Annotated in this window: 22 protein-coding genes; 7 read left to right on the forward strand and 15 right to left on the reverse strand. The window is 61.3% G+C overall.

Going from position 1 to position 23,361, the window contains the following annotated elements; all coding sequences use genetic code 11:
• Window positions 1-133 precede the first annotated feature (133 nt).
• Window positions 134-754 carry a TetR/AcrR family transcriptional regulator C-terminal domain-containing protein gene (locus CPI83_RS23095; RefSeq protein ID WP_020968683.1) on the forward strand — a complete coding sequence of 207 codons (621 nt, stop codon included), beginning with the start codon at window positions 134-136 and terminating at the stop codon, window positions 752-754.
• A 23-nt stretch (window positions 755-777) separates the two neighbouring features.
• On the opposite strand, the gene CPI83_RS23100 is transcribed toward CPI83_RS23095, so the two are convergent.
• Window positions 778-2,391 (reverse strand): amidohydrolase, encoded by a 1,614-nt coding sequence (locus CPI83_RS23100; protein ID WP_097388232.1) that lies wholly within the window; start codon window positions 2,389-2,391, stop codon window positions 778-780.
• A 122-nt stretch (window positions 2,392-2,513) separates the two neighbouring features.
• Window positions 2,514-3,077: an RGCVC family protein gene (locus CPI83_RS31415; protein ID WP_306305299.1), complete on the reverse strand. Its 564-nt coding sequence runs from the start codon at window positions 3,075-3,077 to the stop codon at window positions 2,514-2,516.
• Here CPI83_RS31415 and CPI83_RS23110 point away from each other — a divergent pair.
• From CPI83_RS23110 to CPI83_RS23120, 3 genes are all read left to right on the forward strand, one after another.
• Window positions 2,974-3,318, forward strand: coding sequence for a nitroreductase/quinone reductase family protein (locus tag CPI83_RS23110; protein ID WP_019747516.1), 345 nt, complete (start codon window positions 2,974-2,976; stop codon window positions 3,316-3,318). The two genes, CPI83_RS31415 and CPI83_RS23110, sit on opposite strands and share 104 nt — an antisense overlap.
• 234 nt (window positions 3,319-3,552) lie before the next feature.
• Entirely contained in the window at window positions 3,553-4,284 is a 732-nt protein-coding gene (locus CPI83_RS23115) for a response regulator transcription factor (RefSeq protein ID WP_020906512.1), read from the forward strand.
• On the forward strand, window positions 4,274-5,974 hold the full coding sequence (locus CPI83_RS23120; RefSeq protein WP_021343146.1) for a GAF domain-containing protein: 1,701 nt from the start codon (window positions 4,274-4,276) through the stop codon (window positions 5,972-5,974). Before CPI83_RS23115 ends, CPI83_RS23120 begins: the two co-directional genes overlap by 11 nt.
• A 3-nt stretch (window positions 5,975-5,977) precedes the next feature.
• Here the strand turns inward: CPI83_RS23120 and CPI83_RS23125 are convergent, their stop codons facing one another.
• Complete coding sequence (locus tag CPI83_RS23125) at window positions 5,978-6,358, reverse strand: VOC family protein (protein WP_020906510.1); 381 nt, start codon at window positions 6,356-6,358, stop codon at window positions 5,978-5,980.
• Window positions 6,359-6,556: 198 nt separating this feature from the next.
• On the opposite strand from CPI83_RS23125, the gene ctaD reads away from it, so the two are divergent.
• Window positions 6,557-8,299 carry a cytochrome c oxidase subunit I gene (gene ctaD, locus CPI83_RS23130; RefSeq protein WP_097387757.1) on the forward strand — a complete coding sequence of 581 codons (1,743 nt, stop codon included), beginning with the start codon at window positions 6,557-6,559 and terminating at the stop codon, window positions 8,297-8,299.
• 233 nt (window positions 8,300-8,532) lie between these two features.
• Window positions 8,533-9,384 (forward strand): universal stress protein, encoded by an 852-nt coding sequence (locus CPI83_RS23140; protein ID WP_020906508.1) that lies wholly within the window; start codon window positions 8,533-8,535, stop codon window positions 9,382-9,384.
• A 17-nt stretch (window positions 9,385-9,401) separates the two neighbouring features.
• Here the strand turns inward: CPI83_RS23140 and CPI83_RS23145 are convergent, their stop codons facing one another.
• The 4 genes from CPI83_RS23145 to CPI83_RS23160 form a co-directional block, all read right to left on the reverse strand.
• Window positions 9,402-9,539 carry a hypothetical protein gene (locus tag CPI83_RS23145; RefSeq protein WP_019747522.1) on the reverse strand — a complete coding sequence of 46 codons (138 nt, stop codon included), beginning with the start codon at window positions 9,537-9,539 and terminating at the stop codon, window positions 9,402-9,404.
• Between the two features lie 87 nt (window positions 9,540-9,626).
• Window positions 9,627-11,849 carry a catalase/peroxidase HPI gene (gene katG, locus CPI83_RS23150; protein WP_097387758.1) on the reverse strand — a complete coding sequence of 741 codons (2,223 nt, stop codon included), beginning with the start codon at window positions 11,847-11,849 and terminating at the stop codon, window positions 9,627-9,629.
• A gap of 36 nt (window positions 11,850-11,885) precedes the next feature.
• Window positions 11,886-12,329 (reverse strand): Fur family transcriptional regulator, encoded by a 444-nt coding sequence (locus tag CPI83_RS23155; protein WP_019747524.1) that lies wholly within the window; start codon window positions 12,327-12,329, stop codon window positions 11,886-11,888.
• 116 nt (window positions 12,330-12,445) lie between these two features.
• The gene (locus tag CPI83_RS23160) at window positions 12,446-12,778 is read right to left on the reverse strand and encodes a hypothetical protein (protein WP_037119238.1); all 333 of its coding nucleotides are present in this window, start codon (window positions 12,776-12,778) and stop codon (window positions 12,446-12,448) included.
• Between the two features lie 73 nt (window positions 12,779-12,851).
• Between CPI83_RS23160 and CPI83_RS23165 the strand changes: the two genes are divergently transcribed.
• Window positions 12,852-13,160: an amphi-Trp domain-containing protein gene (locus CPI83_RS23165; RefSeq protein ID WP_024487387.1), complete on the forward strand. Its 309-nt coding sequence runs from the start codon at window positions 12,852-12,854 to the stop codon at window positions 13,158-13,160.
• Window positions 13,161-13,187: 27 nt separating this feature from the next.
• Here the strand turns inward: CPI83_RS23165 and CPI83_RS23170 are convergent, their stop codons facing one another.
• The 8 genes from CPI83_RS23170 to CPI83_RS23205 all read right to left on the reverse strand — a co-directional run bounded on the left by CPI83_RS23170 (window position 13,188) and on the right by CPI83_RS23205 (window position 23,356).
• The gene (locus CPI83_RS23170; RefSeq protein ID WP_069146096.1) at window positions 13,188-15,485 is read right to left on the reverse strand and encodes a serine/threonine-protein kinase; all 2,298 of its coding nucleotides are present in this window, start codon (window positions 15,483-15,485) and stop codon (window positions 13,188-13,190) included.
• Between the two features lie 84 nt (window positions 15,486-15,569).
• Complete coding sequence (locus tag CPI83_RS23175; protein ID WP_097387759.1) at window positions 15,570-16,982, reverse strand: FAD-dependent oxidoreductase; 1,413 nt, start codon at window positions 16,980-16,982, stop codon at window positions 15,570-15,572.
• A 76-nt stretch (window positions 16,983-17,058) separates the two neighbouring features.
• Window positions 17,059-17,838: a glucosamine-6-phosphate deaminase gene (nagB, locus tag CPI83_RS23180; RefSeq protein ID WP_020968669.1), complete on the reverse strand. Its 780-nt coding sequence runs from the start codon at window positions 17,836-17,838 to the stop codon at window positions 17,059-17,061.
• Window positions 17,839-18,756 carry an N-acetylmuramic acid 6-phosphate etherase gene (gene murQ, locus CPI83_RS23185; protein WP_070797291.1) on the reverse strand — a complete coding sequence of 306 codons (918 nt, stop codon included), beginning with the start codon at window positions 18,754-18,756 and terminating at the stop codon, window positions 17,839-17,841. It abuts the gene before it with no gap.
• A gap of 71 nt (window positions 18,757-18,827) precedes the next feature.
• Window positions 18,828-19,703, reverse strand: a complete 876-nt coding sequence (locus CPI83_RS23190; protein ID WP_019747531.1) for a MurR/RpiR family transcriptional regulator — start codon at window positions 19,701-19,703, stop codon at window positions 18,828-18,830.
• Window positions 19,700-20,893 (reverse strand): anhydro-N-acetylmuramic acid kinase, encoded by a 1,194-nt coding sequence (locus CPI83_RS23195; protein WP_019747532.1) that lies wholly within the window; start codon window positions 20,891-20,893, stop codon window positions 19,700-19,702. The genes CPI83_RS23190 and CPI83_RS23195 overlap by 4 nt, the downstream gene beginning before the upstream one ends.
• Window positions 20,894-20,939: 46 nt before the next feature.
• Window positions 20,940-22,271 carry an MFS transporter gene (locus CPI83_RS23200; RefSeq protein ID WP_019747533.1) on the reverse strand — a complete coding sequence of 444 codons (1,332 nt, stop codon included), beginning with the start codon at window positions 22,269-22,271 and terminating at the stop codon, window positions 20,940-20,942.
• Between the two features lie 104 nt (window positions 22,272-22,375).
• Window positions 22,376-23,356 (reverse strand): linear amide C-N hydrolase, encoded by a 981-nt coding sequence (locus tag CPI83_RS23205; RefSeq protein ID WP_047890143.1) that lies wholly within the window; start codon window positions 23,354-23,356, stop codon window positions 22,376-22,378.
• Between the last annotated feature and the right edge of the window lie 5 nt (window positions 23,357-23,361).

Here is a 23,361-nt window from a genome sequence, read left to right on the forward strand (position 1 = left end):
GGGGCATGACGAGGAGAAAACAGGAACGGGAATCACCGACCGGATTAATCGAATCAGTTTCGATTATGATAGATCCTTGTGACCGGCGCCACAAGGGCATAATCGAATCAACTTCGATTAGAGAGGTGGGACCGTGGGTAGACCTCGTATCGCACGCCTGGACCGCGAACGGATCGCAAAGGCTGCACTGGAACTAGTCGACCGCGACGGCGACTTCACGATGCCTGACCTGGCGAAACACCTGAATGTTCAAGTCTCGTCGATCTATCACCACGCCAAGGGCCGCGCCGCGGTCGTAGACCTGGTTCGTGATCGCGTCGTACGTGAAATCGACGGGTCGGCGTTCGAGCGCTTGCCATGGGACGAAGCGTTCTCCGAGTGGGCGAGGTCGTATCGAGCCGCGTTCAGTCGCCACCCCACTTCCATCCGCCTCCTCGCCACGGAGACGGTGCGCGACCCCACGTCACTGTCGGTGTACCGCGCTCCCGCTGCGGGTCTGTGCGAGGCGGGATTCCCGGACGACCACATCTTGGCCGTCATCACTGCATCGGAGAATTTTCTGCTCGGAGCGGCACTGGACGCGGCCGCACCGGAGGTCATGATCGAAGCGGACGCGACAACACCCGACGACGCCCTGACTCGGGCACTTGCCGCGGCACCGAGGGGACCGGCCAGGGCCGAGCAAGCCTTCGAACTCGGCTGGACGGCATTGCTTTCAGGTTTTCGACGCCTCTTGCATGAGGTGCACGAGTAGCCTTCGCGAATCCGGCCGGGAGGTCAATGAACGCGCTTACCCGCCAACCAGGTTCGGGACACGACCAGGTCACTGAGCTCCTTGGACGAAGCAAGGTGGCGGGGATCGACGGGCAGCTGGATCATGTCGGCTCGCATGCCCGGAAGGAGGCGACCCCACGAGTTCTCTTCGAACCCTTGATAGGCGATACCGGCCGAATACGTCGCGAGGGCCCAGTCGAGGCCGACGCGTTCACGAGGCAGCCATCCTTCGCTCGGAACTCCTGCAGACGTCTGGCGGTGAATTGCGGTGGCAATTCCCTTGATCGGTTCGTGGGCCGTGATGGGCCAATCGCTGCCGAATGCCACTCGCGCGCCTCGCTCGGCGAGACTTCCGATGCGATATTGCAGCTCACCGCGGTCGACGCCGATACGCGGAATGGTCAGTTCCGTCATCAGAGGATCGAGCTGAGCCCAGAGCGGCTGGAAATTGGCAATCACGCCCAATGATTCGAACCGGTCGAGGTCGTCGCCGTCAACCAATTGCAGATGCGCGATCGTGGCGCGCCGATCACGCGGGCCATTACATCTATCGACGTATTCGATCGCGTCGAGCGCCATGCGTACACCTGCATCACCGATGGCATGGATATGGATCTGAAAGCCCAACCGGTCCACTTCAGCTGCAACCCGACCGAGTTCATCCGTCGTCCAGTTACTGATTCCGTGCGAATGCGGGCAGTCCGAGTACGGCGCAAGGAGCGCTGCCGTGCCCGCCTCGATGACACCGTCGGCGAAGAATTTCACCGTTTCGGCCCTGACTGTGTCGCCGCCCCGTTCTGCAACTTTCTGCCGAGCCTCGACAAACGCCGGTAGGTCGGCTTTCCAGCTCTCAGGTGTTGCTCGGAAGGCAAGATTCACTCGCGTCGACAGGCGCCCGCTTTCAGCGGTGGCCAGCCAGATCTCGACATCGTCCAACTCGGTCCATGCATCCTGAACCCAAGTGATACCCGCTGCCGCAAGCATTTTCGATGCCGCAGCAAGCGAATCGACTCCGTCGTGAAGTGTTACTTCGGGAAGAAGAGCCAGTACCAGGTTGATCGCTCCCCATTCACGCAGCGTCCCCAGCAACTCGCCGTCAGCTGTTCGCACAATTTCCCCGCCGACCGGATCCGGGGTATCGCGCGTCAGACCGGCGCTCCGAAGCGCGGCGCTGTTGACCCACGCGGTGTGATAGTCCATCGTGCGCAAGACGACGGGCCTGTCTCGCACTACATCGTCGAGCCAGTGGGCGTCGAACAGTCCGCCCGGCGCCAGAGTGGGAGAGACGCCCTCTCCGAAGATGCACTCGGCGTCCGGATTCGCGTCCGCCCAGCGACGCACTTCCCGCACTACCTCGTCGATGCTGTCGCAATCACGAATCTTGGCGCCGCGCATTTCCAGGCCAGCCATCAACGGGTGAACATGGCCGTCGCCGAACGACGGTAGAAGCGCTCCCCCTGCCAAGTCGACAACTTCCGTACGGGCCGACTCCAACGCCCTGGCCGCATCCCCCAAAGCAACAACTCTGCCGCCTGCAACGGCCAATGCGTCACTGACACCGCGGGCCGAATCCCCCGTACGAATCGTGCCTCCGACGAACAGAAGTTCGGCCTCCACTTCCAGCACCTCCGCAATTAATCGAATTTGATTCGATTAATCTAGACCGCGTTTGTACCGCCGTCAATAGCGGTTCAGGCGTTGCGAATTGAAGGATCTCGGGCGCTGTTCAGCCCGAAAGCTCAGTATCGCGAATAGTGCTGCATCTCCTCACGATCGGCAGCGCAGATGCACTTTCGATCGAGACCGCGGTCGGCTGTCACTGCGCAGAACCGAACGCCGAGCGGATCGTGGGATTCCATACTGTGCTGACACGCAGGGCAGATGGACGGCGTTTTCTGATCCGCGTCTGTCGACTCGGCTTGCCCTGGTGCATTCGACACATCGGACGGGTTCGACGCCATACAGGCGCTCCAGTTCTCGGCCGTTCGACCACAGACCGGGTTGGCGTCGAGGACGACATGGCTTGACCGCGCATATACGAATGACCCTCGACGTACCCCCACGCTACTCGCTTCGGCGCACCGGTTTGTACCAATTTCTGCCACGCGACAATCACCGTCGAGCAGGATAGAACTACAGCACGCACCATTTCCGTGCAGCGTTCGAATCCGTGCAGCATCCGAAGCGAAAGGGCTTCTTGTGAACACTTTCCAACGTGTATCCGCCGCCGTCAACGTAGTGGTCCAACCACTGATCGGCGCTCCGATCGTGGGCAAATTACTCGGCCGTTCAATGACCGTCATCACCTACGTCGGCCGCAAATCGGGACGCACCTTCAGCGCGCCCGTGTCCTACAAAAGAAAAGGCGACCATGTGACGATCGGAGTTGCCATGCCGGACAAGAAAAGCTGGTGGCGCAATTTCTATCCGGAACAAGGCCCCATCGTTCTCCAACTGGACGGTATCGATCGTCCTGGCGAAGCCCTCGCACATCGAAAAGGCAAGGGAGTTTACGTTTCGGTCGAACTCGCGCCTACGGACTGAAACGATCGAAACGGCACCGGCGCAATCACATTCACTTCACACTGATCGCCTAGCCGTACCTCGGTGATCCATATCTCGTCGCGATCGGGACCTTTGACTCTGTGCAATCGACACTCGGTCTCGCACCGTTCGACGCGGGTTTTTTGTCGACCGTTTGACGAACAACCCGCCCTTGCCAGTACATTACCGTCCGGTAACATCGATGGCAGGCGCGAGCTGGAAGAGGTGACCACCGTGACGATCGGCATCTATCTGGTCGACGACCACGAGATCGTCCGTCGTGGATTGGCAGACCTGTTGAATCAGGTATCGGGATTCAACGTTGTGGGCGAGGCGTCGTGTGTTCGCGAAGCTTCGGATGGAATACCCGAATGCCGACCCGACGTGGTCGTCATGGACGTCAGACTTCCCGACGGCAACGGTGTGGAACTGTGCCGGGAACTGGCGTCGACCTGTCCGGAAGCGGCCACGTTGATGCTCACGTCGTACTCCGACGACGACGCCCTACTCGACGCCCTGATCGCCGGCGCACGCGGATTCGTCCTCAAGAACATCCGCGGCCACGACCTGGTATCCGCGATCCGTACGGTCGCCACCGGCAAATCGCTGTTGAACACTCAGGCGGTGGTCGGTTTGGTCCGGCGCATCCGATCCGAGCAGGAGTCGGGCACTGCGGCAGCACTGTTGACCGATCAGGAACTGTTGATCTTCGAGTTGATCGGCAAGGGGCTGAGCAATCGAGAGATCAGCACGCACGCGGAACTCTCGGAGAAAACAGTCAAGAACTATGTCTCACGCATCCTCGAAAAACTGGGTCTCGAACGTCGAACGCAGGCTGCAGTTCTGGCGACCAAGCTTCGTGCGGGCACTGCTTACCCGGATCCATCGGGACAGGCGACCACACACCTACTGACGCCGTCCGGTTCACCATTCTCCGCCACTACAGGCACACACCATGCCAGGTAGCCGCGACGCGCTCATGCTCAGCCTTTTCGGCGACATCGCCGGAAGCGCAGAGCTGACTGCCCTCAACCCGACTGCAATTCCCAAGCTGCTCAGTGCCGTATTGACAGTCGGGTCCACCCTCCAACTCGACGAAACGCTGCAACAGATAGTCGATGTCGCAAGACATGTGCTCGAAGCGGACTACGGTGCGCTCGGCGTGAAGTCTCCCGACGGCCGCTTGTCCCGCTTCATCCATTCCGGTTTGAATCAGGGGCAGGTTGCCAAGATCGGGCATCTTCCCGAAGGTCACGGACTGCTGGGCCTGGTCGTTCAAGAACCTTGTCCGGTTCGAACCGACCGAATCGCCTCACACCCGTCCTCGGCGGGGTTTCCAACCAATCACCCACCGATGGACACGTTTCTCGGTGTTCCGATCTTCGTCAGGGGCGAGGTGTTCGGCAGCATCTACCTCGCGGACAGCTCGGAACGGACTGCATTCGACGACCGTGACGAGGCCGTACTCCAGATTCTGGCAAACGCTGCGAGCATCGCCATCGACAATGCGCGTCTGTTCGAGGAATCCCAAACGCGGGAAGCGTGGCTCAAGGCCGTCGCCGCCGTAAACGCACGCCTGCTCAGTGGAGGATCTCGCGACGAGACACTGGCCGAACTGGTTCGCACGACGCGCCGTCTCACCGACGGCAATCTGGTGTGCATAGTTCGCTACGACCTCGGCGAAGGGCCGGGTGTTCACGTCGCAGAATCCCGGACTCGCGGGATGACCGTCTCGGACGGCACAGTTCTCGATCTTTCCGGAACCGTGATCGACGAAGCTGCCCGCAGCCGGCGAACGATTTCCGCCCCCAGCGCCAGTGCTGTTCCGGCACTGCATGTTTCCAGCGAGGAATCCGTCGTCGCACTCCCATTGTCGGGAACCTCGTTCGGCGGCGGCGTCCTCTTCGCGTCACGCCGCAGCGATCGTCCGTGGGGCGTCGATGAGATCGAGCAGCTGACGGCAATGGCCGACATCGCCGCTGTCACTGTCGAATTCGCCGAACAGCAACGAAAAGAGCGACTGGTCGACGTCCTCGAAGATCGAGACCGAATCGCGCGTGATCTTCACGACCACGTCATTCAGCAGTTGTTCGCCACCGGATTGAGTTTGCAGGGGGCATTGCAACGTCCCGGCGACGAGGAAACCATTCGCACGGTGTTGGACAACTCCGTTGATCAACTCGATCGAACGGTCCGCGAAATCCGCACCGCAGTCTTCGACCTCCACACGAGTGAGATGTCGACTCCCACAAGCCTGCGACGCCGATTACTCGACGCCGTCAACGGTCTGTCCGGTCACTCGTCGATCACTCCCAGCGTCACTTTCGAGGGGACCATCGACAGTTCCGTCCCGGCTCGACTCGCCCCGCACGCCGAAGCCGTTGTGCGAGAAGGGTTGAGCAATGCTCTGCGGCACGCCCATGCCAACGCCATCGACGTCACCATCCGGGCAACGGAAGATCTTGTCATCAGCATCGTCGACGACGGTGTGGGAATCGACCAGGCAACCAGAATCCACGGTCTCGACAACCTGGCGACCCGCGCTCGTCAGTGCGGCGGCTCGAGCAACATCACCAGCGAGAACGGCGTCACCGAATTAGTGTGGCGAGTTCCGCTGAGCCCCAGGCGAAGTCCGTTGTCAATCCAGCACCGTTGAGCGTCAGAGCGGATCCAGTTGGGCCTTGAGCAGGCAGAACTCGTTACCTTCTGGATCGGCCAGGACATGCCATTGTTCCTGCCCCGTCTGGCCGATGTCGGCCGGCCGCGCACCAAGACCCAATAGGCGTTCCAGTTCGGCTTCCTGATCGCGGTCGGTGGCGTTGACGTCGATATGCAGGCGGGGCTTACCCTTCTCCGGTTCGTCTCTGCGACTGAGGATGATCGTCGGCTGCGGACCGCCGAACCCTTCGCGCGGGCCGATCTCCAGAGAACCGTCGTGCATTCGATCGAGCACGACGAAGTCCAGGACCTCGCACCAGAACCGCCCCAGAACCTCAGGATCCCGGCAACCGAGCACCAATTCACTGATACGACATGCCATGACAACTCGCTTTCCATCCGCAAGGACAATTGTCTTTCGACCGTACCGGACCACGTGATCTACGCCATGCCGCCCTGTCCGATCCTCGGGACCTTTTCCCCTCGTCCGAGGTCGTGGCCGCCGCGATCATTGCGTTTATGTTCCACAGTCCCAAGAATTCTCGGTATTTCGTCACGTCGATGCGCACAGGCGGCCGTCGTGGTTGATCTCGCGCCCCGGCCGGTCGACGAGGTCGATATCCACGTCGGCGCAACTCCCCGGACCGCTCCGAAGGGTTCGAAACTGGTCGAGATCCTGAGGACCACCGATCACAAGATGATCGGGCTGATGTACATCGTGACATCGTTTGCCTTCTTCCTGATCGGCGGACTGATGGCGCTGCTCATGCGCATGGAATTGACTGTCCCGGGAATGCAATTCCTGTCAAACGAGCAGTACAACCAGTTGTTCACCATGCACGGCACGATCATGCTCTTGCTGTACGCGACCCCGGTCTTCTTCGGATTCGCCAACTACCTCATGCCGCTGCAGATCGGCTCGCCGGACGTGTGTTTCCCGCGGCTCAATGCGTTCAGCTACTGGTTGTATCTCTTCGGCGGCCTGATCGCCTCCGCCGGGTTCGTAACACCCGGTGGTGCAGCAGATTTCGGCTGGACCGCTTACGTGCCACTCACCAGCGAACTCCACTCCCCCGGTATGGGTGCCGACCTGTGGATCATCGGGCTTACTCTCGGCGGCGTCGGCACCATCCTCGGCGCAGTCAACATCGTTTCGACGATCGTCTGCCTGCGGGCCCCCGGGATGACGATGTTCCGCATGCCGATCTTCACGTGGAATGCGCTGGTCGCCAGCATGCTGATCCTCCTCGTTTTTCCGCTGCTCGCTGCTGCCTTGATCGGGCTGTGGGTGGACCGGCACCTGGGAGCGCATTTGTTCGACCCCGCGACAGGTGGAGTCATGTTGTGGCAGCACCTGTTCTGGTTCTTCGGCCATCCCGAGGTCTACATTCTGGCGCTTCCGTTCTTTGGCATAGTCTCCGAGATCTTCCCTGTCTTCAGCCGCAAGCCGATCTTCGGATACACCGGATTGGTCTACGCAACACTGGGAATTGCAGCTCTGTCGATCGCTGTGTGGGCGCACCACATGTACGCAACCGGCGCCGTTCTCCTCCCCTACTTCTCGTTCATGACCTTCCTCATCGCAGTTCCCACCGGAGTCAAGTTCTTCAACTGGATCGGCACGATGTGGAAGGGGCAGTTGACTTTCGAGTCGCCGATGCTGTTCTCCGTCGGCTTCCTGGTCACATTCCTGTTCGGCGGACTCTCCGGCGTAATTCTCGCAAGCCCGCCCCTGGACTTTCATGTCACCGACTCGTACTTTGTTGTCGCGCATTTCCACTACGTCCTCTTCGGAACAATCGCGTTCGCGACATACGCCGGAATCTATTTCTGGTTCCCGAAAATGACCGGCCGGATGTTGGACGAGAAGCTCGCCAAGATTCACTTCTGGTTGACACTGATCGGCTTTCACGCGACATTTCTCGTCCAGCATTGGCTCGGCGCTCAGGGTATGCCTCGGCGGTACGCGGATTACCTGCCGTCGGACAATTTCACTCTTCTCAACACGATCTCGACCGTCGGCGCGTTTGTGCTCGGAGCCTCGACGATTCCGTTCATCTGGAACATTTTCAAGAGCTATCGGTACGGACGGATCGTGACGGTCGACGATCCCTGGGGATTCGGAAACTCACTCGAATGGGCGACGTCCTGCCCGCCACCACGACACAACTTCACCGAACTCCCCCGAATCCGCAGTGAGCGGCCGGCATTCGAACTGCACTACCCCCACATGGTCGAGAGGATGCGCGACGAGGCGCACGTCGGACTGCTTGGTCACAAGCCGGTTTCCACGGTAAGCACAGAGGTGAAACGACATGAATGACGGCACGAAGTATCGAGCTTGGGCAGAAAGTCAGCAGGTTGAACGCCGAGCGAAACCCGGCCATCTCCTGATGCCGTTGCTCGTCCTCATGTTCGCAGTCACGACGCTCGTGTGGTTGCCCCTGACAACTGCCGCTTGCTCGATAGTAGTTGCAGGATTGCTGTTCGGCACTGTCCTGCAAGCCAGTTCGCATTCAGCAGAACCTTCGACAGACATAACGCGAGGAGCTCGGAATGACCTCCCAACTTTCGACTGACGTCTTCACCTCGGAGTGGTCCGCAGACGGAGCGGTCGTCGTGTGCATCGATGGATCCCCGCTGCGCACCGACGTGATCACGTGGGCGGCCGAGTTCGCGCATCGCCACAGTCTCTGGATGCGAATAGTTTTCGTAGCTCCGAACTCCGCAGATCCGAACACCGGCGATCCGAATACCTCGGCATCACCGACCGGCCTGTTCATGGAAGCCATTCAGATCGCAGAGTCGGTGTCGCCAGATCTTCGGATCCGGACCGATCTGATCTCCGGGGAGAACACCGCAATTCTCACCGCGTTGACGTCCGAGGCTGCCTTGATCGTCAACCCGCTGATCGTCACACCACAGGACGATCTCACTGCACCCGCCCCGGCATGTTCATTCGCAACAGTCGGAACTTCGTGTGAAAGCCAGGCTACGGCTGATCTTCCCGTTGTCGTCGGTTTGGACGGAAGCGCCTACAGCGAAAGCGCTTTGGCCATTGCATTCAAGGAAGCCGAGGCGGCGAGCACCGAACTGGTCGTCGTGCACGCTGCCCCGCCGGAGGCCGAGCTGAGTCGAAACTTCGCAGCCGGGCACGCGCCCCAGCATTCGACGCCGCTGACGTGGCAACTGTCAGGTTGGGCCACGCTCTACCCCGGCGTCACCATCCGACAGATCGAGTTCGACGGCCCTTCGGTTGCCATTCTGGAACAACTCTCCACCGAAGCAAGGCTTCTCGTCGTGGGCCGGCGCGGCCGAGGTTCGTTCGACGACACCGCTCTCGGCACCACGAGCAGTGCAATGATTCGAAAAGCTCACTGCCCGGTCATCGTTGCGAGCGAAGCCTGAATTGGATCCTCGCTCGGTCAGAAGCCGTAACTGTGGATGGGTGCGAGCTGACCGGCGTGGTGGGCTTCGATCACGAAACGCTCGTGGTCGACCAACTTCTCCGGGAGTTCGTCAACCGGCCACCACCGCAGATCTGCAGATTTCAACGGCTCCATCCGGCGTGGTTCACCCGACCACGTGCGGGAAACGGCGGCGCCCCGCGAGAACAAAGCTCGCGGGGCGCCGTCGGCTAATCTGCTGAATCAGTTGACGTCGAACCTGTCGAGATCCATCACCTTGGTCCAGGCGGCAGCGAAGTCCTCGGCGAACTTCTGCTTCGCGTCTTCGCTGGCGTACACCTCGGAGAGTGCGCGCAGTTGCGAATTCGATCCGAAAACAAGGTCGACCGCAGTTGCCGTGTACTTCGGATCTCCAGTCGCCCGATCAACCCCGTCGTAGACGTTCTCTTCCGTCTTCGACGGCTTCCACTCGGTACCCATGTCGAGAAGGTTGACGAAGAAATCGTTGGTCAACGTCTCGGGACGGTCGGTGAACACCCCGTGGCCGGTCTTGCCGAAGTTCGCGTTCAGCGCGCGAAGTCCGCCGACCAGAACTGTCACCTCGGGCGGGGTCAGCGACAGCATGTACGCGCGGTCGACCAACAGAATCTCTGCCGGAATCTTCTCCCCTCCCTTGAGGTAGTTCCGGAATCCGTCGGCCCGGGGTTCGAGTACCTCGAACGAGTCGACGTCTGTCTGCTCCTGAGTCGCATCCGTACGTCCCGGCGTGAACGAGACCGTGATGTCTTGTCCGGCGTTCTTCGCGGCCTGCTCGACTGCCGCTGTACCACCCAGAACGATCAGGTCGGCGAGTGAAACCTTGGCTCCACCAGCCTGGTTGAATTCCTGCTGAACTCGCTCGATGGTCTGAAGCACCGCGGAGAGGGCTGCGGGCTCGTTGACTTCCCAGTTCTTCTGCGGCTCCAAGCGGATTCGCGCACCGTTGGCGCCGCCGCGCATGTCAGTGCTGCGGAAGCTCGCGGCCGACGCCCACGCGGTCGATACCAACTGTGAGACGGACAGCCCGGAATCGAGAAGTCGACTCTTGAGGATCGCGATGTCCGCGTCCCCGATCAGTTGATCATCGGCCGAGGGAACGGGGTCCTGCCACAACTGCGGTTCGGGAACCCACGGTCCAAGGTAGCGCGTGACCGGTCCCATGTCGCGATGCAGGAGCTTGTACCAAGCCTTGGCGAACTCTTCAGCGAATTCTTCGGGATGATCGAGCCAACGCCGTGTGATTTTCTCGTACGTCGGATCCAGGCGTAGGGAGAGGTCGGTGGTCAGCATCGTCGGAGTACGTCCGGCCGACGAATCGAACGGATCCGGGATCGTGCCGGCCCCCGCGCCATCCTTCGGGATCCACTGCCACGCACCCGCCGGGCTCTTGGTCAGCTCCCAGTCGTATCCGTACAGAATCTCCAGGAAAGTGTTGTCCCACTTCGTCGGAGTGGGAGTCCACACGACCTCGAGACCACTGGTGATCGCGTCCTTACCCACGCCCGTACCGAAGGCGCTCTTCCAGCCCAGTCCCTGTTGCTCGACGGGTGCGCCTTCCGGTTCGGGTCCGACGAGGTCGGCCGGACCGGCACCGTGTGTCTTGCCGAAGGTGTGGCCGCCGGCGATCAGCGCGGCCGTTTCCACGTCGTTCATCGCCATGCGAGCGAAGGTTTCTCGGATGTCGCGGGCGGCCGCTACCGGGTCCGGTTGTCCGTTGGGTCCTTCGGGATTGACGTAGATCAGGCCCATCTGAACTGCGCCGAGCGGTCCGGACAGTTCACGGTCTCCGCTGTAGCGCTCGTCGCCGAGCCAGGTGTCCTCAGGACCCCAGTAGATCTCCTCGGGCTCCCAGATGTCTTCTCGGCCGAAGCCGAAGCCGAAGGTCTTGAACCCCATCGACTCCAGAGCGCAGTTGCCTGCGAACACCAGCAGGTCGGCCCAGGAAACCTGTTTTCCATACTTCTGCTTGACCGGCCAGAGCAGGCGACGTGCCTTGTCGAGGCTGGCGTTGTCCGGCCAACTGTTGAGCGGGGCGAAACGCTGAGCGCCTTGACCGCCACCGCCGCGGCCGTCTGCGATGCGATAGGTGCCGGCAGCGTGCCAGCTCATACGCACGAAGAGTCCGCCGTAGTGTCCGTAGTCGGCCGGCCACCAATCCTGCGACGCCGTCATCAGCGCGATGACGTCGCGCTTGAGCGCCTCGACATCGAGTTTGGCGAATTCCTGGGCGTAGTCGAAGTCGGCACCCATGGGATTCGACTTCGACGAATGTGAATGCAAGACAGAGAGATCCGGCTGATTCGGCCACCAGTCCCGGTTGGTTCTCGGACGATTCCCGGTCGGTGTCGGAGACGGGATCGCGGGGTTTTCACTTTCGCTGGTGCTCGCGGTGTTTCCATCGTGAGCAACCGGGCAACTATCGGACACGGTAATCCCTCCATGAGCGAGTAGAACGGACTTCGATCACGGGTGTGATCGCAAACTCTGAGTTGTCGAACAGTCGGCACACAGGCCCCAGTAGATGACCTCGGCTTCATCGAGGACGAAGCCGTTGTGCGCCGACGGCGTCAAGCACGGTGCCTCTCCGACTGCACAGTCGACATCTGCAACGGCCCCACAGGACCGGCAGACGACGTGATGGTGGTTGTCACCGACGCGAGACTCGTACAGCGCCACCGATCCGGACGGTTGGATCCGCCTGATCAGCCCGGCGTCGGTGAGAGCGTGCAACACGTCGTAGACCGCCTGCCGCGACACCCCCGGCAGAACAGCCCGCACAGCATCGAAGACAGTCTCGGTGGCTGCGTGTGGGCGTGCATGCACAACCTCGAGCACCGTGACTCTGGGACGAGTCACGCGAAGCTCAGCGTTACGCAGTTGGGCTGCATAATCCGGCGTCGAAGGCACCTTTCCACTATTGCGCAATCTTCTGGACTGAACCCAGACTTTCGCGAAAATCCTCGCCTACGCGGATTTGCCGACCGATTCGTCAGCGCTCCGAACAGGACGAACGGGCCCGGGAATCATGGGAGATGAACTGGGGGTAGGTCTTGTTGCGCCAGTCGCAGTTCAGCGGCGGCGATGACGCCGGGGAAGTAGTAGTGCCCCTCCGGCGACTGAACAAGAGATGCAGCGTCGATACCGTCGACTTCCCATACGTCAACCGCGCCGCCGGTGTTGTTCATTCTGACAAACCAGTCCCGTTCGCCCTCGTCGCTGGCGAGGAAGCATCCCTCCTGCTCTGCTCGTAGACTTCCTGCGATTCCGCGAGCTGAGCCCATTCGGCGCCAGTCCAATCCATACCGCTGGATCGACGCACGGTTCAAGGCGGAGGTGACGTGGTAGCGGGTCGACATCGTCCAAAGGTAACAATCTTCCGTTTGTTCCAACTACGGTGAAGGGGAGAATCCGCCGAGGTCAGGAGTGATCGTGCCCAAATTGGAGATCAAGAGGAAGTCACAACTCTCACGGCAGGAAGTCGCCGACCGACTCATCGCCCTCGGCCAGGCCCTCGCCAGTGGATCGGAAGTGGAACTGGGGTCGGGTGGGGACTCGATCGAAATCAGTGTTCCGGAACAGGTTCGGTGGGAACTCGAGATCGAAGTCGACGGCAACGAGGTCGAGATAGAAATCGAGATTCACTGGCGCGACGACCCTCAGGAAGAATCAGAAGAGAAGTCTCCGCCGCCCACCAAAGCAGTTCGTCGCAGCCGACCGCGCAAGAGCACTGCCAAATAGGCCAACCCGGGTGCGGTTGTCAGGCAATTACGGAGACGCCGACACCTCGAGAGACACAACGCGCAGCAGTGCTCGGAGATCACTTTCGATCCGTCGAAACAGTTGATACACAACGATGAAGCCCGCGATCCCGCCCAGACACAGCGCACGGACGGTTGCGTTGAGTTCCTCCCCGGCCCCGGAACCGACAAAACTGAGTCCCGCGATTCCCACCAGTGGAACCGACGCCGCGACTGCGAGGTAACGCGTGCTGCTCCGACCCAACGAGCGAATATCGCGTCCGTCGTCGCTTCGTAACTCGCCGTGTGACAACAAGATCGGATACAGACATCGAACCGAGTAGTACGTCAGGATGAAGAACGGATACGCGACTGCGACGGCGCCGCACACTGCCAGCGACGACATCAGGTGCACGTATGCTCGTTGCGGAATACCTCCGGCGGCAATCTGCAACGCAACTGGATATGCGATACCGGCCAGGACCCACAGACCGAATGCGATCACCACCGCGCGGTGTCCGACGTTCAGCGTCGCGGTACGGGCTTTGTTCAAGACCTCCGCGCTGTACGTCTGACCGTGACGCAGTCCGTGAGGCACAGTGAGCGCAAGCCGGCACCAATACAGGATCGCCGCGGCACCGAGCGAGAACGCGGCCACCCCGATGACCAGATGAACCTGCTCGAGGTGCTGCTGAGCCTGGGGCGAGAGTCCCGAGATGATCAGCATCTTGTTGTAGTAGTAGTTGTAGCCTGCCGCCAGGAGATTCGGAATTCCGATCGCGGCCAGAAGAATCGGCAGTGCCCATTTCCACAACGTCGAACGCGGGCTCCCTTCCGGCGGGTCCACCAGGTTCCGGGCAGACCGGTCCAGACACAGTGCGAACTGACGGGCAAGCTTTCGTCCGCCAGACCACCTTCCGTCCCTCTCGGGCGAAAGAGACTTCACCAGCACTCGGCGCAGCGCCGGCGGACAGTCGTCCGGTAACCGGGCCTCGGCCGCGGGATCCACCCCACGCCGACGTGCCTCGAGCGCCTTCTTGGGCGACGGTGGGTTCTCCCCCGTGCCGTCGTCCGTGAAAGGCCTACTCCCGGTGAGGAGTTCCCACAGCATCACGCCGAGTGCATAGATGTCGCTACGGGTGTCGAGTGTGCCGGGAGACCCCACGGCACAGGCCTCCAACTGCTCTGGAGACATGTAGGCAAGCGAGCCTCCGACAAAGCAGGCAGCATCCTCGGTCGAAACCTCCTCGCTCGAACTGACGTTGAAATCGGCGAGTTTGGGAATGCCTTCGACACTGAGAAGTACGTTCGCCGGCTTGATGTCCCGATGTAGTACGCCGTGCTCACGCGCGTACTCGAGGGCGTCGGCCAGTCTCATTCCCATCCAGGCCACGGTCTCCGGCCACGACATCGCTGCGATCTCGCTCCGTAAACTCGTCTCGCTCGGTTTCATCTCCCCCTTCTTCGCCAGGGTCTGATCGATGGCGTCGAGAAGTAGTTGTCCGGACCGCTGAGCCTGCGGTGTCACGCGGACAAGTTTGACCACGTCGAGCAAGGTCCCGCCTGGCACGTATTCCATGAACAGAACTCGCAGTGCGCGTTCCTCGAGCAGCCGTTGATCGAAGACACGAACGATGTTGGGATGGTCGAGTTGGGCGAGAGTCTGCGGCTCGACCCCGACGTTGCGCGAGATTTTCAACGCAACCCACCGCTGCATCGACAGTTGCCGTGCCAGGAACACTCGGGCGAATGCACCGTGCCCGAGTTCCAACACCAGTTCGAAATCATCGAGGCGCTGCCCGATCTCGAACTCGTCGAAACCCGAGAGCCCCAACATCATCACGTCTTCGCGGCCGGCCATCGAATCACGGTCGAACAACCGCTCGAAACCCTCTGCCTGCAAAGGGAACTCGCTGAGGTACTCGGCCGCTACGACGTCCTCCCCGCCCTGCTTCCGCAGCCGGAACTCCTCGTACAGAAGCTCGGCCGGTAGTGGCTCTTCGAGCAATTCCGGGTACTCGGCGCAATACTCCGTGAGTCGTTTCGGACCGTCATTCTTCAGCCAGCGGTACTCCATGTCGATTCCGACCAGTTCGATCAGCGCGCCCCGACGAATCTTGGCTGGATCGGGCAGATATTCACTCAGGTCGGACGGCGTTCGTCCCGCCTCCCAGTCCCCGACCAGGCGCCCGAGACCGTCGGCATCGTTCGATTCGCCACGTACTACTGGCAGTGCGGACAGGCGCAACTCGGTGACGGTGCCCCGTTCGGTCAGGGGCCCGCTCGCGACTGTCGCGTCACTGGCCTGCGCACCACGTTCATTCATGAGTTCTGCTCCGCACCTCGAGCACGATGAATCGAGGCGACTCATTTCAGCGTAACCCCGGCGGTACCTCTGACCCCAGCGAATCTATTCGGCGTGAACTGCCGACTTCGTGCCGATACGAACGAGTTCTTCGCGGTCACCGATCTTGACGCGTGGACGTCCGTGCTCGACACCGAGGTCCTTTTCGGCGGCATCGATACGAAGCCATCCTTCCCAATCGACGGGAAACAGATCGCCGGCCGCGAGGACCTCCTCGATCCGGCTGCGATCTGCTCGGCGCCCGCCGAACGAATCAAGTTGGCGCAGCATCGTTTCGACTGTTTGGCGGGCGTCTGGCCGCGCCGCACCGATCAGCCCCGCGGCACCGCGCTTCATCCAACCGGTCACGAACAAGCCCGCGATCGGTAGACCGCTCTCGTCGACCACCGCGCCGCTCCGGTGCGAAACTATGCCGCGCCCGTGATCGAAGGGCACCCCGGCAAGTGGCGTGCCGAGGAATCCGATTGCCCGGTACGCAGCTTGAACCGGATAGTCGGTACAGACACCCGAAGCGGTGACGTGACCGTAGCCGTCGGGGTCAGTCCGCTCGACGCGGAGTGCCTCGACTTTCCCGTTACCGAGAATCTCCACGGGCTGTCGGTAGAAGTGCAGGTGAACTCGACGCTGGGCAGTTCGGTCGGCAGGTGCAGTGTCCGCGAAACCACGGAGTGTCTCGACTGCCAGTCGGGCGTGCACCAACTGTTTTGTCATCCGCTCGATATGCCGGTCCGGCGCGACATCGGCAGCATCGACGACAACATCTACGCCGGGTAGTTCACCGAGAGCGCGCAACTCGTTCGGGGAGAATCGAGCGTCGGCGGGTCCGCGCCGGACAAAGATGTGTACTTCACGAACGCGACTGCCGGCGATCCCTTCCCGAACTTCGTCGGAGACGTCCGTGGCCTGCAGCGATTGCGCCTCTACGAGGAGCATCCGCGTGACATCGAGCGCGACATTGCCGCCGCCGATCACTGCCACCGACTCGGCGTGCAGGGGCCAATGTTGGGGGGCGTCGGGGTGATCGTTGTACCAACCGACAAAATCGGCGGCCCCGAATGAACCGGGAAGCTCGACGCCTGGAATGTCGAGTAGTGCATCCCGCGGCGCACCGGTTGCAATGATCACCGCGTCGTAGGAAGAACGTAGGTCCTCGACGGAAAGGTCCTTTCCGATCTCTACGTTGCAGAACAGCCGGAAGTCACTGGCGACCAGCACGGTGTGCAGAGAATCGACGAACTTTTCGGACTCGGCGTGCCCTGGGGCGAGACCGTAGCGCACGAGTCCGTACGGCGTCGGTAGACGCTCGAACATGTCTATCTTGGTGCCAGGAGCCAGTTCAGCGAGAGCGCCGGCAGCGTGGATTCCCGCCGGCCCCGCTCCGACGATCGCGACCCTGAGCGGTGGTGAGAAAATCCGGGGCGCCCGCGGGGATACCGCTGAACCTCTAGCGTTGATCATGCCCCGAGGCTAGGACCTCAACTGCGCTGGAGATCAAGTCCGCTTTTCAGTAGCCCGCTTTTCAGTAACCCGCTTTTCAGTAGCCCTGCTCGGCCGGCTTGTGCTCGGTTGTGTAGCGGTAGAAGTCCGCTAGTTGGAGTTCACCGGCCGCTGCCTCGTCGACGACGACTGTCACGTGCGGATGCAACTGAAGTACCGATGCCGGGCAGAACGCCGACACCGGACCTTCAATCGCAGCCCGGACCGCGGGGGCTTTGCGCGCCCCCTCCGCAATCAGCACAAGATGCTTTGCATCACTGATGGTTCCGAGACCCTGCGTGATCACGTGATGCGGCACATCGGCTGGGTCTGCGAAGAACCGCGCGTTGTCGGCGCGGGTCCTTTCGGTCAAGGTCTTCACTCGGGTACGCGATGTGAGTGAGGAGGACGGCTCGTTGAAGCCGATGTGCCCGTTGAGACCGATGCCGAGAATCTGCACGTCGATGGGACCGTTGTCGACGATGGCAGCGTCGTAACGCCGTGCAGCTTCACTGGGATCGGCGGCTCCGCCATCGGGGCTGAACACTCGCGCATTGTCGATGTCGAGGTGATCGACGAGTTCCGTGCGGATGGTGTGCGCGTAGGACTGCGGCTGATCGGGCGTGAGACCTACGTACTCGTCGAGAAGATACGCGCTCATCGCCGCGAACGACACTCCCGATTCTCGATGCCGCTTGATCAGCTCCCGATACGTGTGCAGCGGTGACGATCCCGTCGCGAGGCCGAGCGTCCGGGCTCCGTTTTCGATTGCGCCGCAAACGATGTCGGCAGCGATTCGCCCGCCGTCTTCCGGACTGGGAACTATGACGATTTCCATTCAGGCTTCCTCTCTGCTCTTGCCGGCTCCGACGATGGCCTCGCGTACGGAACCCGAAGCGCGATCCAACAATTCGGATGCTTCGGCGAAGTCGCATTCGGCCAACAACATGACGACCGCTGCCTTCACATGACCGTCGGCATTCTCGATGGTCTCCGAAGCGATCTCGGTATCCACTCCGGTGGCTGCCGCGACGATCCGGTTTGCACGATCGACCAGTTTGGCGTTGGTAGGCCGAAGGTCGACCATCAGGTTGTGAAACGCCTTGCCGGAACGGACCATGCTTGCCGTCGAAAGCATGTTGCACACCATCTTCTGTGCAGTCCCGGCCTTGAGCCTCGTCGATCCGGTGAGGATCTCGGGGCCGGTCTCCACTTCGATGGCCACTCCGGCGTGCGAACTCATTGCCGCATTTCGGTTGCACGAGACTGCCACTGTTGCGGCGCCGAGTGCGCGGGCATGATCAAGTCCCCCGATGACATAGGGAGTACGACCACTCGCCGCCAGACCCACCACGACGTCCGTGGCGTTCAACGAGATTGCGTCGAGGTCGGCCCCAGCCGCTCGCGGATCGTCCTCTGCTCCCTCGACGGCGTTCAGAAACGCTCCCGGGCCACCGGCGATGATTCCGATCACCTCGCCTGGATCGGTCCCGAAAGTCGGAGGGCATTCCACCGCGTCGAGCACTCCCAGACGCCCACTGGTCCCAGCTCCCAGGTAGATCAGCCGACCACCTTGTGCCCGAGCGGTGACGATCGAATCGACTGCGGCTTCGATGGCCGGTAACACCGCCGCGACCGCGTCGGCCACGATTGCGTCCTGCTGGTTCATCACCGTCAGCAGATCCGACACCGACATGACGTCGAGATCGCGGGTGAGAGGGTTCGGTCTCTCGGTAGACAGCATGTCCAATTGCATTGTGGCGAGTCCTCCTCGATCAAATTTCACTACGACGACTCCTCGTCAGTAATCACAGCGACGACTCCTCGTCAGTGACGCTTCGAAGCAATGGCATCATGACTTCGTTGCAGCGCAGACAGGGCGCTCGGCAGCGAGTGCGCGACCATCGCAAAAATTGTGTCGACTACCAACAACTGGCCGGTGCGGCTTGCCATTGCTGCCGACCGGAAACCGAATTCTCTACCGGCAGTGAGTAGAACGTGGTGTGACTGCACAGCGAGCGTCGACCGCGCCCCGCCGGTGATCGCGGCCGTCGACGCCCCGGTACGACGGGCAAGGGCAAGCGGTTCGACCACATCAGAAGTCTCGCCGGAATGCGAGATTCCCACTGCTATGTCGTCCGGCCCGAGCAAACTGGCGCTGACCATGGCCGCGTCTCGGTCGAGATGAACCCGGCAGTTGACGTCGATCCGCGAGAGCTTCAACGTGAGGTCTTGCGCGACGATGCCTGACGCGCCGATGCCGTACACCTCGACCCGGCGGGCGGATCGAATCCGCGACACCACTGCTTCGAGTGCAACAGGGTCAGTCAATTGTGCTGTGCCCTTGAGTTGTTCGGATTCGAACTCGGCGAGTTTGGCCATGACTTCACTGGCAGAGTCGGCGGCAACGATGTCCACACCGAGTGGAATCGAATCACTTGACGCGGAACCGCTGATGGCCGCCAATGCCAGACGAAGCTGGGGATACCCCTCGAAGCCGAGCCTTTTGGCTGTGCGGACCACTGTCGCCGTGCTTGTCGACGCTCGTTCGGCAAGATCGTTGACCGTCAGTGTGGACGCCAGGCTGGGGTCGGCTTCGATGATTTCGGCGATCCGCAGCTCGGCAGGTGAGAGGCTGCTCAGCGATGCGCGAATACGAGCAAGCAGGTCGACGGACGCCGGAGCACTCCGGTCCAAAGTCATAACGCCTCGATTCGCATCATTTTCGGAGCTGACGGCACCGATGTGATTCTAGGCAGCCCACGGCTTCCTGGCGTCAAAGATCCGAGCACACTGGCGTGACGCGCACCGGTGCACGAAGCAATACTGCCGGGCAATCCGTGTGCGGTGAGGAAGCCGAGAACCGCGAAAGCCAATGCTTCCTTGATGTCGGAGGTGACTCCGAGTTCGTCCGAAGAGACAAGCGCGATGTCGCCCAGTTCGTCACGGAGCATCGCCATCAACGTCGGATTCTTGGTGCCACCACCTGACACCACCACTTCGGTGGCCGCGAGTGCTTTGACGGAATCGGCGACGGTCCGGGCCGTAAGTGCAGTCAGAGTCGCGACGATGTCTGCCAGAGACAACGACTCGTAGCCCCGCAGAGCGGCGAGCAGATAGTCCCGATGAAACAATTCTTTGCCCGTGCTCTTGGGAGCGGGCTGCGTGTAATACGGTTCGCTCAGTAGATGTGCGAGCAGATCGACGTTCGGCGTGCCGGCTGCACCCAGAGCGCCACCGAGGTCGAACCACTGCTCCCCCGCAGTGAATTCGCTTACCGCCGCGTCGATCAGCGCATTTGCCGGGCCGGTGTCGAAGGCAATCGGTACTGCGGGACCATCTGCCGTCGTACCGCCGCCACCCGGAGCAGTGACGTTCGCGATGCCACCGAGATTGAGCGCGACGGAACCCGAAGTTCTTCCGTTGAGCCACAATACGTCGAACGCGCTGACCAATGGTGCACCCTGTCCACCCGTCGCCACGTCGCGAGAGCGCAGGTCCGACACGACGGTGCATCCGGTCTTCTCGGCTATCCAGGCCGGCTGCCCGAGTTGGAGAGTGCCCTTTACTTGCGCTCCTTCGACCCAGTGAAACATCGTCTGCCCATGTGAGGAGATCAATTCCGCACTGCCGCCACACAGTTCCGCGTTCGCCCGCGCAGCCACGGCCGCGAATGCCTGCCCGATCTCGGTGTCGAGTTGGCAGATCTGACCGACAGTGGTGGACGCAGGCGGTACCGCAGCGGCCACCGCTGCCCGCAACTCACCGGAATATGGTTCGCTGACCATCCCCAGTGGGGTCAGCACAAGAGTGTCCCCGTCGATCCGGATATCTGCTGCGGCAGCATCGATAGCGTCGTACGAAGTACCGGACATCAGGCCGATGACTCTCATGAAATTTCCCTTACTCGGATCGTTTCGGCATTCGGGCAAGCTGCGGTCAGTCGACGAGTGCCCGCTTGTGGGCATTTCCTCGCAAGGTACTCAAAGCGATCGCGCTGACGGCGCACGTTGCCATCACGAAGTAGGCCGGAATATCGAGATTGGAAGTTTCCTTGATCAGCCACGTGATTATCAGACCGGCGCAGCCCGAAAAGACCGCGTTGGACAGGGAGTATGCGAGTCCCAATCCGGTGTACCGGACCGAGGTGGGGAACATCTCGGAGAGCATGGCGGGTCCGGGTCCGGCGACAAGTCCCACTGCGGCGCCGGCGGCAAACACTGCAAATCCCTTGGCGGTCAGAGACGTCTGCTCATTCTGCAGGACGTTGAGCAGCGGCAACGCAAGGACCAAGATCAAAACGGTGCCGGTGAGCATGACCGCGCGTCTCCCGATGCGATCACTGAGCCCGCCCGCAAGCGGAATCGTCACTGCGAAGCCGGCATTGGCAAGTACCGAAGCAACCAGTGCCTGATGGAATGTCGCGTTGAGTGAACTCTGAAGATAAGTCGGCATCACGACGAGGAACGTGTAACCCGCCGCAGACCAACCCATCAACCGACCGATGCCGAGCAGGATCGCCCTGGCGGTCTCGCCGACGGTCGGCTGCACTACCGGCGTCGCCGCATCAACTGTCGGTTCGGACTGGACTGCGCGGGCACGCTCGAACGACGGCGTTTCTTCGAGTCGGAGCCTGAGCCACAGGGCGACCAGGCCCATCGGAAGTGCAAGGAGGAACGGGATGCGCCAGCCCCAGTCGTTGAGCTGACCGGAGTCGAGAACTGTCGCGAGGAGCGCCGCGATTCCGGCACCGGCGAGCAATCCGAGCGCGACCGTGAACGATTGCCACGACCCGTACAGTCCGCGTCGTCCCGGGGGCGCAAACTCGGTCATCACCGACACCGCGCCGCCGAACTCGCCTCCGGCCGACAGTCCCTGAAGGATCCGAAGAACCGTCAAGAGCAGCGGTGCCAGAATTCCGACGCTCTCGTAGGTGGGGAGCACACCGATCAGGGTCGTCGCACCCGACATCAGCAGAAGAACGATCACCAAGGTGGGGCGTCGGCCGATGCGGTCACCGAGTCGGCCGAACAGCGCGGCCCCCACTGGGCGGAAGAAGAAGGCCAGCGCAAACGACGCGTAGGTCTTGATCAGGCTTTCGAGGTCGCCGGAGCCGTCGGCGCTGAAGAAGTTCGACGCGATGATCGTCGCGAAGAACCCGTACACACCGAACTCGTACCACTCGATGAAATTTCCGACGGAGCCGGCGACGAGCGCCCTGCGCCGTTTGAGCTGCGCACCATCGTTCCGTGTCTGCACTGTGATGCCCATGCCGTCCTCCGTTGACGAAACCCGAATATGCAACAAAGTTTCATCTGAACGGAGTAGAAATGTCAAGAAGTTTCACAATTGGGTTTTCGTGGGTCCCCGAATCCCTACGCTCCTGCGAACGTGAATGCCTCCGCCCGTTCGAACTGGTCGGTGGAGTCTCCGGAGTAGACCGTGCTCTCGTTCGGGCCCAGCCCGAGCTTGCGGACGGGCGTCCCCTCCCCGAGATCCATCGACGCCACATCCACCCAGAACGTATTCGGGGTCATCGCGGACTCGAAGAAATAGAGCGCGCGTTTGTGATCGACCACCGTACGCCAGCGGGTCGACGAGATGTTGGGCTCGTCTGGAGTCGAAATACCCAGCGGCACCGAGACATTGCGAATGACACTGAACGTCGACGCCAACGCGGACCGCGGATCGTCCGTCTGCGGTATCGCATCCACGTAGAACGACGCGCGGGCGAATCTGTCAGCGGCACGGTTCGTTCCGGGCAGCATCACAGTCCCGTTGATCTGCTTCCAGTACTCGTTGACCGCGAGTTGCTGATCGAAGATCGGAGAATTTGTCATCACCTGGTACTCACGGCTGTGATGAATAGTCGCGCGTCCACCGACGTATTCGATGATCGCACTGTCTCCCCTGGCGTCCGAGAGTGACATGTGAAGGGTAGCGAGACGGTCTTCACCGGGAACAGCAGCAGTCACGACGGTGAACGGTTCCGCTGCCAAGACCTCGACTGCTTCCTGAACTGTCGCAAAACAATCCAGAACATACTGCGCCCACGCTGCGATGGACAGACCCGGAGTCGAGCCGTCGTATGCCGGGTACTCGGACTCGACCAACCACAAGAGATTTGCAGACAGTCCTGCCTCGTTGACCCCATCGGTTGTGCACATGTCGTAGGCCGTTGCGACAACACTTCCGTATTTCGACGTCCACTGAATCGAGTTCAAACCCGCGCAACCCTCGCGCGTCATGCCCCGCGGAAATGCCCAGAGATTGGTTCCGAGATCAACCTTCCAATCCATCGATCGAGCAGTGATCACAGTGTCGTTGGGCCCCAAGTAGACCAAGCGTGTACACATCGAAA

The organism is Rhodococcus sp. H-CA8f (assembly GCF_002501585.1).
GTDB lineage: Bacteria > Actinomycetota > Actinomycetes > Mycobacteriales > Mycobacteriaceae > Rhodococcus_F > Rhodococcus_F erythropolis.

What these genes read in the sequence shown, in the direction of transcription:
- CPI83_RS23160 (WP_037119238.1), bottom strand. Translation starts at nt 12,778, where the DNA reads ATGTCGACCCGCTACCACGTCACCTCCGCCTTGAACCGTGCGTCGATC.
- CPI83_RS23145 (WP_019747522.1), bottom strand. Translation starts at nt 9,539, where the DNA reads ATGGAGCCGTTGAAATCTGCAGATCTGCGGTGGTGGCCGGTTGACGAA.
- murQ (WP_070797291.1), bottom strand. Translation starts at nt 18,756, where the DNA reads ATGCAATTGGACATGCTGTCTACCGAGAGACCGAACCCTCTCACCCGC.
- CPI83_RS23200 (WP_019747533.1), bottom strand. Translation starts at nt 22,271, where the DNA reads ATGGGCATCACAGTGCAGACACGGAACGATGGTGCGCAGCTCAAACGG.
- nagB (WP_020968669.1), bottom strand. Translation starts at nt 17,838, where the DNA reads ATGGAAATCGTCATAGTTCCCAGTCCGGAAGACGGCGGGCGAATCGCT.
- CPI83_RS23125 (WP_020906510.1), bottom strand. Translation starts at nt 6,358, where the DNA reads ATGGCATGTCGTATCAGTGAATTGGTGCTCGGTTGCCGGGATCCTGAG.
- CPI83_RS23140 (WP_020906508.1), top strand. Translation starts at nt 8,533, where the DNA reads ATGACCTCCCAACTTTCGACTGACGTCTTCACCTCGGAGTGGTCCGCA.
- CPI83_RS23190 (WP_019747531.1), bottom strand. Translation starts at nt 19,703, where the DNA reads ATGACTTTGGACCGGAGTGCTCCGGCGTCCGTCGACCTGCTTGCTCGT.
- CPI83_RS23175 (WP_097387759.1), bottom strand. Translation starts at nt 16,982, where the DNA reads ATGATCAACGCTAGAGGTTCAGCGGTATCCCCGCGGGCGCCCCGGATT.
- CPI83_RS23170 (WP_069146096.1), bottom strand. Translation starts at nt 15,485, where the DNA reads ATGAATGAACGTGGTGCGCAGGCCAGTGACGCGACAGTCGCGAGCGGG.
- CPI83_RS23205 (WP_047890143.1), bottom strand. Translation starts at nt 23,356, where the DNA reads ATGTGTACACGCTTGGTCTACTTGGGGCCCAACGACACTGTGATCACT.
- CPI83_RS23195 (WP_019747532.1), bottom strand. Translation starts at nt 20,893, where the DNA reads ATGAGAGTCATCGGCCTGATGTCCGGTACTTCGTACGACGCTATCGAT.
- CPI83_RS31415 (WP_306305299.1), bottom strand. Translation starts at nt 3,077, where the DNA reads ATGACGGTCATTGAACGGCCGAGTAATTTGCCCACGATCGGAGCGCCG.
- CPI83_RS23120 (WP_021343146.1), top strand. Translation starts at nt 4,274, where the DNA reads ATGCCAGGTAGCCGCGACGCGCTCATGCTCAGCCTTTTCGGCGACATC.